At 46.7% G+C, this 15,919-nt stretch carries 14 protein-coding genes; 11 read left to right on the top strand and 3 right to left on the bottom strand.

Going from position 1 to position 15,919, the window contains the following annotated elements:
• Positions 1 to 127 precede the first annotated feature (127 nt).
• From CAN90_RS02895 to CAN90_RS02845, 11 genes are all read left to right on the top strand, one after another.
• Positions 128 to 694, top strand: a complete 567-nt coding sequence (locus CAN90_RS02895; protein ID WP_085832329.1) for a glycerol-3-phosphate responsive antiterminator — start codon at positions 128 to 130, stop codon at positions 692 to 694.
• 451 nt (positions 695 to 1,145) lie between these two features.
• Entirely contained in the window at positions 1,146 to 2,639 is a 1,494-nt protein-coding gene (glpK, locus tag CAN90_RS02890; protein ID WP_085832327.1) for a glycerol kinase GlpK, read from the top strand.
• A gap of 56 nt (positions 2,640 to 2,695) precedes the next feature.
• On the top strand, positions 2,696 to 3,403 hold the full coding sequence (locus tag CAN90_RS02885; protein WP_085832325.1) for an MIP/aquaporin family protein: 708 nt from the start codon (positions 2,696 to 2,698) through the stop codon (positions 3,401 to 3,403).
• A 158-nt stretch (positions 3,404 to 3,561) separates the two neighbouring features.
• Positions 3,562 to 5,010, top strand: coding sequence for an NAD(P)/FAD-dependent oxidoreductase (locus CAN90_RS02880; protein ID WP_085832324.1), 1,449 nt, complete (start codon positions 3,562 to 3,564; stop codon positions 5,008 to 5,010).
• Positions 5,007 to 6,278, top strand: coding sequence for an NAD(P)/FAD-dependent oxidoreductase (locus CAN90_RS02875; RefSeq protein ID WP_085832322.1), 1,272 nt, complete (start codon positions 5,007 to 5,009; stop codon positions 6,276 to 6,278). The genes CAN90_RS02880 and CAN90_RS02875 overlap by 4 nt, the downstream gene beginning before the upstream one ends.
• A 3-nt stretch (positions 6,279 to 6,281) precedes the next feature.
• Complete coding sequence (locus tag CAN90_RS02870) at positions 6,282 to 6,647, top strand: DUF1667 domain-containing protein (protein WP_085832320.1); 366 nt, start codon at positions 6,282 to 6,284, stop codon at positions 6,645 to 6,647.
• Between the two features lie 43 nt (positions 6,648 to 6,690).
• Positions 6,691 to 7,236 carry a hypothetical protein gene (locus CAN90_RS02865; RefSeq protein ID WP_085832319.1) on the top strand — a complete coding sequence of 182 codons (546 nt, stop codon included), beginning with the start codon at positions 6,691 to 6,693 and terminating at the stop codon, positions 7,234 to 7,236.
• Positions 7,188 to 8,609 carry an MATE family efflux transporter gene (locus CAN90_RS02860; protein ID WP_085832317.1) on the top strand — a complete coding sequence of 474 codons (1,422 nt, stop codon included), beginning with the start codon at positions 7,188 to 7,190 and terminating at the stop codon, positions 8,607 to 8,609. The genes CAN90_RS02865 and CAN90_RS02860 overlap by 49 nt, the downstream gene beginning before the upstream one ends.
• 148 nt (positions 8,610 to 8,757) lie before the next feature.
• Positions 8,758 to 10,905, top strand: coding sequence for a methyl-accepting chemotaxis protein (locus CAN90_RS02855; protein WP_085832316.1), 2,148 nt, complete (start codon positions 8,758 to 8,760; stop codon positions 10,903 to 10,905).
• Between the two features lie 379 nt (positions 10,906 to 11,284).
• Complete coding sequence (locus CAN90_RS02850) at positions 11,285 to 11,857, top strand: nitroreductase family protein (protein WP_242953581.1); 573 nt, start codon at positions 11,285 to 11,287, stop codon at positions 11,855 to 11,857.
• 46 nt (positions 11,858 to 11,903) lie between these two features.
• A complete protein-coding gene (locus tag CAN90_RS02845) occupies positions 11,904 to 12,836 on the top strand; it encodes an RluA family pseudouridine synthase (RefSeq protein ID WP_085832314.1) in 933 nt (310 codons plus the stop codon).
• A 134-nt stretch (positions 12,837 to 12,970) separates the two neighbouring features.
• On the opposite strand, the gene CAN90_RS02840 is transcribed toward CAN90_RS02845, so the two are convergent.
• From CAN90_RS02840 to CAN90_RS02830, 3 genes are read right to left on the bottom strand one after another with little or no spacing between them, the layout of a single operon-like run.
• Positions 12,971 to 13,975, bottom strand: coding sequence for an ATP-binding cassette domain-containing protein (locus CAN90_RS02840; protein ID WP_085832313.1), 1,005 nt, complete (start codon positions 13,973 to 13,975; stop codon positions 12,971 to 12,973).
• Positions 13,972 to 14,673, bottom strand: coding sequence for a GTP-binding protein (locus CAN90_RS02835; protein ID WP_085832312.1), 702 nt, complete (start codon positions 14,671 to 14,673; stop codon positions 13,972 to 13,974). Before CAN90_RS02835 ends, CAN90_RS02840 begins: the two co-directional genes overlap by 4 nt.
• Complete coding sequence (locus CAN90_RS02830; protein ID WP_085832311.1) at positions 14,670 to 15,911, bottom strand: ABC transporter substrate-binding protein; 1,242 nt, start codon at positions 15,909 to 15,911, stop codon at positions 14,670 to 14,672. Before CAN90_RS02830 ends, CAN90_RS02835 begins: the two co-directional genes overlap by 4 nt.
• Positions 15,912 to 15,919: the final 8 nt, after the last annotated feature.

The raw sequence follows: 15,919 nt of genomic DNA, 5'->3' as shown, positions 1-15,919 counted from the left end.
TGTGACGTGCAGAAAACGGCCTGGCCGTTTTTTGTGCGCTTTTTTATTCAGTTTTTCATATTTGCTGCATATATATGTTATGGCGGTGTAGTTCGAAGGAATAGAGAAGAAAACAAGAGGTAGAAAAATGAATTCAGAATTTACGGAAGCACTGGAACGCAACCCGTTAATTGCGGCAATTTTTGAGTCCTCCGATTTAGAGGAGGCGTTAGAGTCCCCCTGTGAAGTAATTTTTCTTTTGTCGGGTAATATCTGTGAGTTAAAAGAGCTTATCCATAAGGTGCACCAAAAAGGCAAGAAGATGTATATACATATTGACCTATTGGAAGGTGTAGCAAATGACCGCAGTGGAATCCAATTCTTAAAAACACATTTTGGCCCAGACGGAGTCATCACAACAAAAGCGGTTGTGGCTAAGCACGCTAGAGAAGAAGGGGTATTCGTAATACAGCGCTTTTTTCTTCTCGACTCGAAATCGTACGAGACAGTTCGCAAAACGGTACGTAATGGCGATGCAGATGCAATTGAAATATTACCGGGTATCATTCCTGAAATCATTCATCAAATCAGCCAGTGTTCCACCGTGCCGGTCATTGCGGGCGGTTTAATTCGAACTAAGAAAAACGCGGTAGACAGCCTTGCGGTAGGAGCGATGGGCGTGTCAACAAGTTGTAAAGCACTTTGGAATATGTAGGCTTTTCCAACATACAATTGAATAGAATGCGAGATATGAGAGCAGCAAAAAAGAAGGGAGAGTCCCTTTGGTTTTTGTTGCTTTTTTTAACAAGTAACGATAAAACAGAGACCCTACGTTTGCACTGCAAACGGTTGAAACTATAAATTATATGGAAATAGGAGGTAGCGGTATCAATTATAGCGGATTTTCAAAGCCAGAGAACGGAGTTTGTTTGCCAGGTGCACTAAACGGCAAAGATGGGAGGCAAAGTGACGCTGCAAACCTTATTACATAAGTAGCGGCCAGCCGGTTCACGGTGCATATCGGTATTCTTAAAGAAAGCCGAGGGTTCAAAAAAACGCTGTATCTGGGATGTCTCATGTTTGGGTGACAGCCCCTGTTGGGTGGCACGGTATGAAAAAATAAGTGATACTCGATTTGTTGAGTTAATTTAAGGAGGAGTTTGTAAATGGGTAAATACTTAATCGCTTTGGATCAGGGAACCACGAGCTCACGCTGCATTATTTTTGATAAGCAGGGGAACATCATCAATGTGGCACAGAAAGAATTTACGCAGATTTTCCCCCACCCAGGCTGGGTGGAGCATGACCCCATGGAGATTTGGTCGAGCCAGCTTGCGGTTTTAACTGAAGCAAAAGCTCGGTGCAATGTGGATGTTTCAGACATCGCAGCGATTGGTATTACAAACCAACGCGAAACAACCATTGTTTGGGATCGCCACACTGGTCAACCTGTTTACAATGCCATTGTGTGGCAGTGCCGCCGTACTGCGGAATACTGTGATGAGCTTAAGGCAAAGGGCTTAGAAAAATCCGTGAAAGAAAAGACCGGACTCATTATTGATGCTTACTTCTCCGGTACGAAAGTTCGCTGGATTTTGGAGAACGTAGAGGGTGCTCGTGAAAAGGCCGAAAAAGGTGACCTGCTGTTTGGTACGGTAGACAGCTGGTTAATCTGGAAGCTGACAAAGGGTAAGCGCCATGTTACCGACTACACCAACGCCTCGCGTACCATGCTATTTAATATACATACGTTGGAGTGGGATGACGAAATCCTCAAAGAGCTGGGAATTCCCAAGAGCATGCTGCCAGAGGTAAAACCGTCTAGCTACGTATATGGCAATGTAGATTCCGAGTATTTGGGCGGAGAAATTCCGATTGCCGGTATTGCTGGTGACCAGCAGGCTGCTCTGTTTGGTCAGTGCTGCTTTGAGTCTGGACTTGTGAAGAATACCTACGGAACAGGCTGCTTTATTTTGATGAACACCGGCGAAAAAGCGGTTGATTCCAAGAATGGCCTGCTTACCACCATTGCGTGGGGACTCGACGGCAAGGTGGAATACGCACTGGAAGGCAGCGTGTTCGTAGCCGGAGCGGCAATTCAGTGGCTGCGTGACGGCCTGCGGATGATTGATAATGCCGCCTTTACCGAAACCTACGCCAAGAAAGTACCGGATAGTGCCGGTGTTTATGTGGTACCTGCGTTTGTTGGCCTAGGCGCTCCCTATTGGGACCAGTATGCCAGAGGTATTATTGTTGGTCTGACCCGCGGTGTTGAGAAAGAGCATTTTATTCGTGCAACGGTAGAAAGCCTTGCATACCAGAGCTACGACGTTATGAAGGCGATGGAAGCTGATGCGGGCGTAGTGCTCAAAGAGCTGCACGTGGACGGCGGCGCATCTGCCAACAACTTCTTGATGCAATTCCAGTCCGACATTCTGGGTATTGACGTATTGCGGCCGAAGGTAATTGAAAGCACGGCTCTGGGCGCGGTGTATCTTGCTGGTCTTGCAGTTGGTTATTACAAAGACAAAGAAGATATTCGACAAAATGTGGCGCTTGACAGAACGTTTACTCCCAATATGGAAGAAGCCAAGCGTGAAGAACTGGTTGGCGGCTGGAAAGATGCCGTGAAGCGTTCCTTTGGCTGGGCGGCCAAATAAAAAGTACTGCGGGCTTTAAAACACGGTTTTAAAAGCAAATAGAGGAGGATTTGTTTATGCAAAACTATCTGTATGAATTTTTAGGCACTGCTCTGTTGGTTCTGTTAGGCGATGCGGTAGTCGCAAACGTCATCCTAAATAAAACAAAAGGCCAAAACTCGGGTTGGGTTGTAATAACCTTAGGCTGGGCTTGCGCAGTTTTAATTCCCGCACTTATTTTTACCGCCAGTGGCGCGGTGTTCAACCCCGCCTTGGTGCTTGGCCTTGCAGCCATCGGCAAGCTTTCTTGGTCGGTTGTTCCCGGCTACATTGTTGCTGAAATGGTAGGCGGCTTTGTGGGAGCTATTTTGGTTTGGGTTATGTACAAAGACCACTTTGATGCTACCGATGACGGCAGCACGAAGCTGGGCGTTTTCTGCACCGGCCCTGCCATCCGCAATTACACCAACAATTTTATTAGCGAAGTAATTGCAACCTTTGTTCTGGTATTTGCAATTCTGGGTATCGCACAAACTCCCGTAAACGGCGTTGCCGCAATGGGAACCTTCGGTGTAGGTGCAATCATCTTTGCTTGCGGCGCCAGCCTCGGCGGCACCACAGGTTATGCAATGAACCCTGCTCGTGACCTTGGCCCTCGTCTTGCACATGCAATTCTTCCCATTAAAGACAAGAGAGACTCCGACTGGAGCTACTCCTGGATTCCAGTAGTAGGCCCCATTTGCGGCGGTTTGTTGGGCGCTTGGCTTGCAGCAGCAATCTTTTAAACACACAAAGAATCCCTTGACAATCCCCTTACAATGGCATAAACTGAAATTTGCCGAGAATTGAGAGAAAGAGCCGGGCAAACTAGACTCATGTAAAAATTGGGTCTGCTTTGCTTGGCTCTTTTTGCCCGAATCGTTACTTTTTAGGAGGTTTACAGATGTTTGATGTAGCAATCATCGGTGGTGGGGCGTGCGGCTGTTCGATGCTGTATGAGCTAAGCCGCTACAAGGTGAACGCGGTGCTTTTGGAGAAGGAGAACGACGTTAGCGTCGGCACTACCAAAGCAAACAGCGCGATTGTTCACGCAGGGTACGACCCGGAGCCGGGTACTGTAATGGCCCGCTGTAATGTGGAGGGAAACCGGATTATTGAGCAGCTTTGCAAAGATCTGGATATTCTATATGATAAAATCGGTTCGCTGGTACTTGGGTTTTCGGAAGAAGACCGTAAAACAGTAGAAAAACTGTACCACAGAGGAATAGAGAACGGTGTTCCAGGACTGCGAATCGTTGAAAAAGAAGAATTGCACCAAATGGAGCCCGCCCTGAGTGACGATGCTTTGTTTGCACTTTGGGCACCCAGTGGAGCAATTATAAATCCGTGGGAGCTGGCAATTGCACAGGCGGAGGCCGCTGTGGATGGCGGCGCAAAAGTGATGCTGGATGCGGAAGTAACCGGCATAAAAAAGAATGCTGATTGCTTTACCCTACAAACCGCACAGGGTGAGGTGCAGGCTCGGTTTGTTGTGAATGCTGCCGGGGTGTATACAGACCAAATTGCGAAAATGGTAGGAGATAAAAGCTTTACCATTACCCCAAACCGCGGTGAATATTTTGTACTGGATACCACACAGGGCAAGCTTGTAAAGCATATAATCTTCCAATGTCCTACTAAGGTAGGTAAGGGCGTTCTCGTTTCGCCTACGGTGCATGGCAATTTGATTGTTGGCCCCAATGCAGAGGATGTGGATGCAGACGATGCAGACACCACCGCCAGCGGGCTTCATGCGGTAAGGCAGGCGGCGGTTCGCAGTGTGCCGAACATCAATTTCCGCGATTCCATCCGCAATTTTGCGGGTGTACGTGCAATTTCTACGCAGGATGATTTTATTGTGGAGGAATCGAAAGCTTGCAAGGGCTTTTTCCACATTGCCGGTATTAAATCCCCCGGTCTTACTTCTTCCCCTGCGATTGCGCGAGAAATGGTGCAAATGCTGCACGGTGCAGGGTTAGAGCTTGAACCGAACCCTAATTTTGTAGCCAAGCGCCGTGTACTACGCTTTAAATCGCTGAGTGCCAAGGAGCGTGGTGAGGCGATTATGCGTAACCCATTATACGGTACCATCGTGTGCCGCTGTGAAACTGTTACAGAGGGCGAGATTGTAGATGCAATGCACCGCCCGCTCGCTCCACGCTCGGTAGACGGCATCAAGCGCCGCTGTACCCCTGGTATGGGGCGCTGCCAAGGCGGCTTCTGCGGGCCAAGAGTACAAGCGATTATTGCCCGTGAGCTGGGTATTCCGGAGAGCGAGGTGCCTCTGGATCGTGCAGGCATGAATATTATCCTTGGCCGAACCAAAGAGCAGAAGGAGGCGGCGGAACAGTGAAGCAGATATACGATGTAATTGTGGTTGGCGGTGGGCCAGCCGGTTTGGCGGCTGCCCTCTCTGCAAGACAGAACGGAGCTGAAAGTGTTCTGCTTTTGGAGCGCCAGAGCGACCTTGGCGGTATTTTAAACCAGTGCATTCATAACGGCTTTGGTCTGCATTATTTTAAGCAGGAGCTAACTGGGCCGGAATATGCGGAACGCTTTATAAATGAAATAAAGAAAACCGATATTGAAGTACTCACTGGAACGATGGTACTTGAGCTTGATTTAAGTGAAAAACGCACCATTTATGCCATTAACCCGCAGCGTGGGTATATGGAGCTCAAAGCAAATGCCATTGTAATGGCAATGGGGTGCCGAGAAAGAACACGTGGTGCCATTGGCATACCCGGAAGCCGCCCAGCCGGTGTATTCACAGCAGGAGCAGCTCAATTGTATATGAACCTAGAGGGCGACCGTGTTGGTAACCGTGTGATTATACTAGGGTCGGGAGACATCGGCCTAATCATGGCGCGCCGCCTTACTCTGGAGGGCGCAAAGGTACTTGGAGTTTATGAGGTAATGCCTTACTCTGGCGGACTCATGCGCAATATTGTGCAGTGCCTCAACGATTACGATATTCCGCTCCATTTATCGCACACCATTACAGATATTCGGGGCGATAAGCGTGTGGAGCAGGTGGTAGTACAAAAGGTAGACGAAAATCGGATGCCGATTCCTGGAACGGAAGAGGTGTTAGACTGCGATACCGTTTTGCTATCCGTTGGCCTTATTCCAGAAAATGAGCTGTCACGGCAGGCGGGACTTGAAATTGACCCACGCACTAACGGCCCAGTTGTGTATGAGAATATGGAGACTAGCGCCTCCGGTGTGTTTGCATGCGGCAATGTTGCCCATGTGCACGACTTAGTGGATTTTGTAACAGCCGAAAGCCAGCGCGCTGGTAAGGCAGCAGCGTTGTGCAGTAAAAACGGCAGTCCAAGTGAAGAGGGGCTTCTGCGTATTACCAATGGGTTTGGAGTAGGGTATACCGTACCGCAGAAAATTCGCCCGCAGGGAGTTGAAAAAGCGGTAGATGTATTTTTCCGTGTGAATCAGGTATTACGCAGTGCCAAAATTATGATTAAGAGCGGTGAGACCCGCATCGCTTCGTATCCGCGGGAGCACTTAGCCCCCGGTGAGATGGAGAAAATTTCTTTGCCGCTGTCTTTGCTGCAAAAAGCGGAAAACGGTGAGCTAACGGTTTCAATTGAGAAGGAGGATTGACGCATGACAGAGCTGGTTTGTATTGTTTGTCCCAAGGGGTGCCGCCTGCATGTGGATGAAAAAACCGGGTTTAAGGTTACTGGTAATTCCTGCCCGAGGGGAGAAGTATACGGCAAAAAAGAACTGACTGCCCCTACCCGTACAGTAACCTCCACGGTGAAAATAGAGGGTGCTTCCATTGAGCGAGTTCCGGTAAAAACAGACCGAGAAATCCCCAAAAAGGATATTTTTGAGGCTATGCGATTACTTAACGGTATTACACTAAAGGCCCCTGTACACGTGGGCGATATTGTTGTACCAAATCTATTGGGGCTCGACGTTAATTTTGTGGTAACGCGCAGCTTGGCAAAAAAGTCGGATGCTAAATGATGAAAAAAGAATAACCACATGACAAAATTAGCAGGCAGTGCTTTTGGCACTGCCTGCCTTTTTATTTATCAACAAACTTTTAAAAGCAATTTTGGAGGATAACCTTATACAAAAAATAGAAAAATATGGTATAATTACCTTAAATAGCTATTTTATTGTGCTTATAGATAAAAATCCCGTAAGCGTCTATTTACTGGCTTCGCCAATTACAAAAAGCGGCTTTTTACCAGCTTTGCCAATTAGAAATATACCACAACGGTGCTTCGCACCTGTGGTAAAAATCCCTGCAAGCGGCTTTTTACCAGCTTCACCAATTAGAAATATACCACAACGGTGCTTCGCACCTGTGGTAAAAATCCCTGCAAGCGGCTTTTTACCAGCTTCTCCAATTAGAAATATACCACAACGGTGCTTCGCACCTGTGGTAAAAATCCCGCAAGCGGCTTTTTACCAGCTTCGCCAATTAGAAATATACCGCAACGGTGCTTTGCACCTGTGGTATAATATAGCTATTTGTAACCCGGGAGGAACTCTTTTACTATGGCATCCAACATCACACTATCCGAAGGGAAGATACAACCCATATTAGTGCGGCTTGCTCTTCCACTGCTATTCGGCAATATCTTACAGCAATTCTACAACATTATTTCTTCCATCATTGTGGAACGGTACTTGGGTGAAGCGGCCTTTGCGGCGATTGGCATCGCGGGAACAGTAATGAATCTGTTCATTTTTATATTGGGCGGCTGTTGTACCGGTATCGCAGTCATTATGGCCTCTCTATATGGAAAGAAAGATCACCCGGCGTTGCGGCAGGCAATCTTTTTATCGTTGGTATTTGGCCTTTCATTCACCGTGCTCATTGGTGTTCTGGGGCTTACCTGCACGCCATTTCTACTTAGGCTAATTCAAACACCTCCAGAGGTTTCCGCTTTTGCAGTTGAGTATTTAAACACCATTTTTTTGGGGCTTATTGCTTGTTTTCTCTATAACTTTTTTGCCGCTGTTTTACGTGCAATCGGCAATACAAGTGCTGCACTGGTGTTCTTACTCATATCTATTGCAGTTAGCTTGCTGTTAGCAATTCTATTCGTGGCGCACCTGAATTTGGGTGTTCGGGGTGCGGCTCTCGCTACCGTATTGGCTCAAATTATTTCCGCTTTGCTGTGCTTTCTGTATATTCGTAGAACACTTTCCTTTTTGCGGATAGGGCGTGAAGACATGCGGTACGACGGTTCTTTAATTATGAAAATTACCCGTTTCTCTCTTGTTTCGGCCTTGCATCAATCCAGCCTTTACATAGGCAAGCTGTTGGTTCAGGGTGCGGTGAATACGATGGGGCTTGCAGCCATTTCAGCCTATACAGCTACCACTCGCATTGAGGGAATTGTGCTAGCGGCAGGTGAAAGTGGGGCAGAGGCCATCTCTGTTTTTGTGGCGCAGAATACCGGTGCGGGGAAACGCCCGCGCGCAAGGAAAGGCTTTTTTACAGGCCTTAGAGGGATGCTTCTCATAGCGGTGTTGCTCTCATCCATTTTATTTTTTACGGCGGAACCACTTATGCGCGTGTTTGTGCCAAGCGGCAGTGCAATGACGATTTCTTATGGAACTACTTATCTTCAAATTCTTTGTTTTTTCTATTTTTTAAGCTATACAGGAAGTGCCTTTGTTGGCTTTTACCGTGGCAGCGGTATGGTAAATATACCGCTGATCGGTACAACGATTCATATTTCGCTGCGGGTTATTTTATCGTACCTGTTTATCTCGAGCATGGGCATGAGTGCAGTGTCTTATGCTACCGGTATTGGCTGGATTGTAATTGTAATTTTCCACAGCCTTATTTATGTTCGCTTGGCAAAAAAGGAAGCGAATGCACAGGGAATTACGGCATTGAGTACAACGGAAGAAAAAGTGTTGCAAGAAGATTTGCCTGAAACATCATGTTTAGAAGAGGTTGAATAGCGTTTCAGCGTGTTATGAAAAGCGTTGATAATTTCATTGAAAAAAACTTGCAAAAAATATAAAACTCCTATTTTAAATTTACAGTCGATGTTTATATTTTGTCATAAATATCTATCAATTTATTTTTATTAAAGGGAGATGTGGAACAATGTTTAGAAGAAAAGAGAAGTTGTCTTCAAAAGCAAACACATATTTAAAATCGGTGCCCCTTACTCGCCGACTAACGTTCCGCATTCCTGCCAGGCTACTTCTCATGACGACGGCTGTCATCACGATTATGGTTGTGGTTTTGGGAGTACAGATGGTTTCAATGGTGCGCGACATGACCCGTGCAGGAATAACTACTTTAGCAAAAAACAACGCTGCTCTATCTTCAGACTATATGAATGCCATGCAGGCTCGTGCGCAGGCACTGAGTGGTTCTATTACCGATTTGTACGATGCTTCCATTTTAATAAGCAATAAAGTGGAGCTGTCAAAGAGTATGATGAAGAGTGTTCTAGCGGATGATCACATTTTCTCCGTTTATACAGCGTGGGAGCCAAATGCGTTTGTTCCCAATACGCCCGACGGCAAGTCGTATTACTATTACCGCAATGGCAGCTCTATTTTATTGGATGAATTGGCAGATTACAGTACATACGGCAAGAGTGATTATTACTTGCCGACAAAAGAAACATTAAAGCCACATATTACAGAGCCGTATACCTACGACCTTAGTAATGGCAAACGAGTATGGCTGATTACGATAAGCAATCCCATTCTTTCCTCCACTGGCAAATTTTTGGGCGTTGCCAACTGCGATATTGTTGTGGATACGATTAACTCACTCGAGTTCGATACCGGTGAATACAAAGAAGCCTACACCTACTTACTTTCCGGTAAAGGGGTGTACTTGGCGAACTCCAAAAACGCTTCCGTTATGGGCTCAGAATTTGCTACAGGTGGAGTAAACGACGAGATAATAACGGTAGCAAAAGAAGGCAAGCAGCAGCAGTGGGAGGCAACAGATTCTCTTTTTAAAAAGGAGAGTTATATTGTACATATTCCAGTAAAGATTACAGGGGTAGACACCCCGCTTTCTAGTGCTTTTGTTGTAACGAAAGATGATGCGTTGCGGCAGGTGTATTTTATACTGGCACTGCTCATTGCAATTGGTGTTTTAGGAATCATTGGTATTGCCAACGGAATCGTTTTTACCCTGCGCCGTGCGCTGAAACCAATTGGTACCGTGGTTGCTGCGGCAGAAAATATGGAGCAGGGCAATCTAAGTGTGGATTACCACGTGGATTCCTCCGATGAGCTTGGGTACTTAAGCGAAGTGTTCCAGCGAACTGCCACGGTTTTGCAAGGCTATATAAAAGAGATTTCCGCACTGCTCACCAAATTAGCTGACGGTGACATGCGAATTTCCGTAGAGCAGGAGTATGTTGGCGACTTTGCGCCAATCCGCGAAGCGTTGGAGCGTATATCTGATTCACTCAACAGCACGCTTTGCAGAATTGGGCTTGCAGCGGACCAGGTAGGCGCGGGAGCGGCACAGGTTTCAAACGCTGCGCAGGCGTTGGCTTCCGGCGCAACTGAGCAGGCCGCAACGGTGGAGCAGCTTTCTGCTTCTGTTATGAAGGTATCGGAACAGGCAGAAGAGAATATGAAGCATGTAGGGAAGGCCTCACAACTAGTTGCAGAAACCAATGAGAGCTTTGAGTTGGGCATTTCCCATATGAAGCGCTTGGAAGAATCGATGGAAAGCATTGACGATGCTTCCTCGCAGATTAGCACAATCACCAAGGTGATCGAAGACATAGCGGCGCAAACCAATATTTTGGCCCTAAATGCCGCAATTGAAGCTGCAAGAGCAGGTGCTGCCGGAAGAGGCTTTGCCGTGGTTGCAGATGAAGTGAGAGAGCTCGCTGCAAAATCTACGGAAGCAGTGAAAAAGACGGAGTTGCTTATCCAAAAGTCTGATGCTATGGTAGAAGAGGGTACCAAAATCACAGATGAAACTGCCAACATTCTAAAAGAGATTTTTACAAAGGCAGGGCGCATTGGCGACATAACAAAAGATATCGCAAAGGCCTCTGAGCAGCAAACTGCGGCAATTGAGCAAATTTCCACAGGGCTTTCTCAAGTCTCCGCTGTGGTACAAACAAACGCTGCAACTGCGGAGGAAAGCTCGGCCTCCAGTCAGGAGCTTTCGGCTCAGGCAGAAACTCTTCGGCATGAGATTAGTGGCTTTCAGCTGAGAGAAGAGATTTGTGCAGATGTGGCGGAAGTAGAGGAGCCTCTCATATAAGCACATCCATTCCTGTGTTTATTTAAAATGGACGCTTGCCGGAAACTTGAAATAGTGATAAAGGGTAAATATGATAGAAAGTAATAAAAAGGGAGCCGGGTGAAATATCACTCAGCTCCCTTTTAAAACAATATAATTAATTATAAAAATACATTTATCATTTGTTTAACCTCTACTTCATATTGTAATAATATATAGAAAGAAGGATTCGTTTTTCTCAATACCCTCACATTTGCCGAAAAACTTCATATGAGAATTCTGCTGCTTCCACTTTTATCGACAAGAATTACGATCTGCGTTATAATAAAATAAAAGTATATCTGTATTTCACTTGTTTGTTTTGGAAGACTCGCGAAAGGAGCGGTCTAAATTGAACCCAGTGATGGATACAATTCTTACCAGACGCAGCGTTCGTTCTTTTGAGGAACGGCAGATTCCGGAGGAAAGCCTGAATCAAATTCTTCTTGCAGGTTCCTATGCACCTTCCGGCAGAAACCTGCAAACATGGAAGTTTACCGCTGTGCAGAATCCGCAGGTGATGGCGGGCATTAATACAGCAATTCGCAATGCTCTACGCGCTGTTACAATAGAGGAAGATACCCACCCGTACGTTTCGTTCCTAAAAACAAAGGCAGAACGGGAGGACTCCGAATTTTTGTTTCGTGCGCCTACTTACGTAATCGTTTCAAACCAACGTGAAAATGTGAACGCTTTAGCCGATACGGCTGTTGCGTTGGAAAATATGATGCTGGCCGCTCATTCTTTTGGAATTGGCTCGTGCTGGCTCAATCATCTTCCCGGTTTAACACGCCAGCCGGTCATTCGAAGCCTGATGGCGGAACTTGCGATTCCGGAGGATCACGATATTTACGGAACACTCGCACTTGGCTGGCCTAAAAACAAACTGCCAGCCGCCCCTCCACGTAAGGCTGAAATTCACATTATCCGCTAACAGGGCGGCAATACTGCTGCTCTTTTTAAGAAAGAAAGGGGACCCCATGAAAAAGAAAGAGAAGCCCCGAGAAAAGAATCCGCGTGCGCCGGTTGTGTTACAGGTGCAACAAGCCGGAATTCTGATTGATTTTTTACGCGATAATTTGCGGGGAAAATCACGTAACAATATTAAGTCGCTGCTGGTGCGCGGTGCAGTTTTGGTAGATAACCGTGTTGCAACCCGCTACGACTACCCCGTGCGCCCGGGGCAAGCTGTTCAGGTTCGCTGGGCACCAGAGGTACCCGCTGCAGGTGGAAGAGCACTTGAAATTTTGTATGAAGATGACGAGCTTTTGGTCATTAATAAGCCTGCTGGCCTACTCTCTATTTCGAATGAGAAAGAAAAAGAACGCACGGCTTACCACCAAATGACGGAGCATGTGCAGCAAAGCGACCCAAACTCCCGCATTTTTATTGTTCACCGGCTTGACCGAGATACCTCGGGTGTATTGCTTGCGGCAAAAACCTCCGAGATGAAATATGCAATGCAAGACAATTGGAGCAGTTTGGTGAAAACCAGAAAGTATACCGCTGTAGTGGAGGGGTGTCCCGAACCAATGAGCGGGCGTATTCACACTTGGCTTTATGAAACAAAGAATTTAATGGTTTACTCCGGAGAAAAAAGCGACGAGGGTTTAGAATCGATTACCGACTATAAAGTAATTGGAGTTGCGCCGGGGTACTCATTGGTAGATGTTTTTCTGCAAACTGGGCGTAAAAATCAGATTCGCGTTCATATGAAAGAAAAAGGCTGCCCAGTTGTGGGCGATAAAAAATACGGCGCAAAGGGAAGCCCTTTTAAACGCCTTGGCCTGCACGCAGGACTGTTGGAAGTTCGCCACCCAGTCACCGGGAAGCTTCTTCGATTTGAAGCAAAGGTACCCGCTGTGTTTTTATCTATCTCGTTCAAGCGTGTAAAGGCTGAAAAGGCCATTTAATAACAGAAGATACTTTTTTCCACTTAGAAGAAGCAAAGCCGTCACGATATTAATCGTGGCGGCTTTATACATTTCATAATATATTCGTAGGAGACTTTGAAAAGAATGTTTTAATATAATAGCTTTCAAAAGTATTAAGATAAAAGTGCAGTAGAGAGAAGCTGACCATCCCGCAGCTTGTGGCGGGTGTTTTGAATAATGGCATCCATACTCTCCAATTTTCCCAAAAGCTCGCGTTCCTGCTCACTGGTGGTGATTACTTTATGAATACCGCCGTTGCGAATTACAATTCGGCGGTCTGCAATCAGTGCAAGCAAGGGATCATGCGTAGCCATGAGTACAATTTTATCCTCGGCAACAAGGAGCTTTAACGCTTTTTTGCGGTCAATTCCCGCATTTTCAATTTCATCAATCAAAACGATAGGTGAAGTGCTCAAGATTGCGGTGTCGGCAATCATGAGTGCACGGGACTGCCCACCACTGAGGCTAGTTACGGGAGTATCCAAACGAAATTTTTCACCGGCAAGGTGGTTCGCTTCTTCAATAATGCGGGCAATCACCGTATCGGCATTGTCGCACAAGCGGCTTTGGGCATGTAGCTCCAAAAACTCCTGTACTGTTAAATCCATTACAAAGTTCATGTTTTGAGAAAGCTGGGCAACCAGCTTGTTGCCGGAGGAAAACCGCCATTTATTATCTGGTTTTTCCTCATTTATGAGGATACTTCGGCCGGTGGGGGTGTCTCCCTGTGCCGCCCACTCAATGTCTGCTAAGAGGCGGCTTTTGCCGGAGCCGGTTGGCCCAACAATGGAGATAATCTGCGAGCTGCTTACAGTTAGGCGGTCAAATCCTTCTGGTACACCATTTTTATCGTGCCCCGGCAGTATGGTGAGGGAATGAACAAGAGAAGAAGCGTCCATCCCCAGAAATTCCTTCATTTGCTGAATGTATATGGGTAGGTCGGCTAAAAGGTTTTCTTTGTCGATTGCCATTTCTTCCACCTCTAGTGGTGAGAAATGCTCTAAAAACTGTGGGAAGGTCATTGCTTCATAGCCGGCAACATCCAGCTTGTTTTGATTAAAATAAGCTGAAACAAACGGGTATTCCGTGAGAAGCTGTGCAATGGTTTGCTCCATCATGCCAAATCCTCCCCTAAGTCGATTTTCTTTATGTTCCCCAATTGGTAGTTCTCGCCAATTCGTGTTTCACCCAAACAGTAGGAGCAAAGGGCGGCGGGCATTGGGAAGCGAAGCTGCATTCCCTGTACAGAATCCACACGCTTTTCTTCATCGTAAACCAGCGTACCAAGCTCGTAAGCACCTTGCCCGGTCAGACCGTTCACGTGCATTACAATCGCGCGGGGATTGACCGAGCTAACACGGGAAGAAAACACCTCGCGCTCTGCCTGCGAAACAATGTCCCCCTTGGTAATGACCACAATATCGGCAGATTTCAGCAAAGGGCCAATCTTCTTTGGGGTGTTAATGCCCGAAAGGTTATCAATCACACAAATGCCTTTGATTTCTTTTAGATAGGGGGAACAGCGATTGCATAATCCAGCAGATTCACTAATTAGCAAATCAAGCCCAGTGCGGTTGCCCCACTTTACAATCTCCTCAATGTTGGAGGCAAAGAAATGGTCGGGGCAAAGTGCACCGGAGAGCCCCTTTTTGACAGGAACACCCGCCTTTTCATAAGCGACGTCATCATCGGTGTACAGGCAGTCGAACTTTACGACGCCCACTTTTATGCCGCGCCCCTGGAGAGTGGCAATGGTTTTTAAAATAACAGAGGTCTTACCCGAGGAAGGAGGACCAGAGAATATCGTTAGATTCATACAAACTCCTTTCCGGCAGCGGCATAGAAATCACGCTCCGTTTCCAAGATTAATGCGCCAATATCATTTTCGTGAATATAGTCCCAACCTAGCCACAGAAAGGATTGCTCTGGGGCAAGATGATTGTTTACAAGTGGATTGGTGGACGGGAATTTGCCGTTTACAGACATTAACTCGCCAACCTCTTTGGAGAAAAGGAAATCAACAAATGGTTTTACCTTATCTTTGGAAGCTGCTTTTGTAAGGAGGAAAATGGGACTTATAATGGCACCCTCTTTCGGCCAAACCGGTACAAGCGGACTTTTGTCGTCAATCATTTGGGTGAAAAAGTACGGAGTAATGGAAACCGCAGGGCCTTGCTGCTGCTTACCGGCTTTTACCATCTGCGCCGGGTGCATACCACTCAGCAGATTGCGCCCGAGCTTCTCAACGCCTTCCTTGCCAAAGAAGCGGCGAATGTGCAGGGTAAGCGCGTTGAACATGTCCAAATCTCGAACTGGAAGAGAGATACTATTCTCAAATTCCGGGCTGAGAAGGTCCTCCCAGCTGGAGGGAAAGCGGCGGTCGCCCAAAACTTGCGTGTTTACCATGAATACGCAGGCTACGGCACCAATAATGGTGTATTGACCCTTAGGGTCTCTTAAATTAATATGCTCGTTCTCAAAATCGGGGTTTAAATGCTCAAGACCAGAAATGTCTTCAAACACACCAGCGTCACGGTAACGACCCATCAGCTTGTGGTCGAAGAATAGGTCAAATCCGGCGGAAAGATACAGGTCAGACAGCTTCTCGGCGTCTCCGTGTGCGGCGAGTACACGCTCTTTTGTGCCATCAAGCCCCATGCTGGCGGCTTTTAAATCATAGTCGGTCTTCGCGGCAATGTCGCCGTTCTCTTTCAGCCAACTTTCAAGCTTTTCCAGCAAAGGCAAGCGTATGGGGCAGGGAAGAACGCCCTCTACCCGAATCTCAGCACCGCTTTCTTTTTTCATTGCGGAAAGCCCGGTACCAGTGGAATACTGCTCTTGTTCGATTGCGTCAGTTAGCTTCTGAACAAAAAGCTCTGGGTTGATTTTGCGGCTCTTCAGAGCTGTTTCTAGTGAGATAGTGCGCCCCATGGTTTTACGCATTAAATCGTTTTTCAGCTGTTCAAATCCGTGAGAAATCAAGAGCTCCTTTGCCTCGGGGTATTTTTCAGTAATATCGTAAACCGTATCGGTAAGTTTAAAGTACTTGTTCATATTCATTC

The sequence above is a fragment of the Clostridium merdae genome (genome assembly GCF_900176635.1).
Classification (GTDB): domain Bacteria; phylum Bacillota; class Clostridia; order Oscillospirales; family Acutalibacteraceae; genus Faecalispora; species Faecalispora merdae.
Note: the sequence above shows the minus strand (reverse complement) of the source record. Positions and strands in the feature narration are given on the sequence as shown.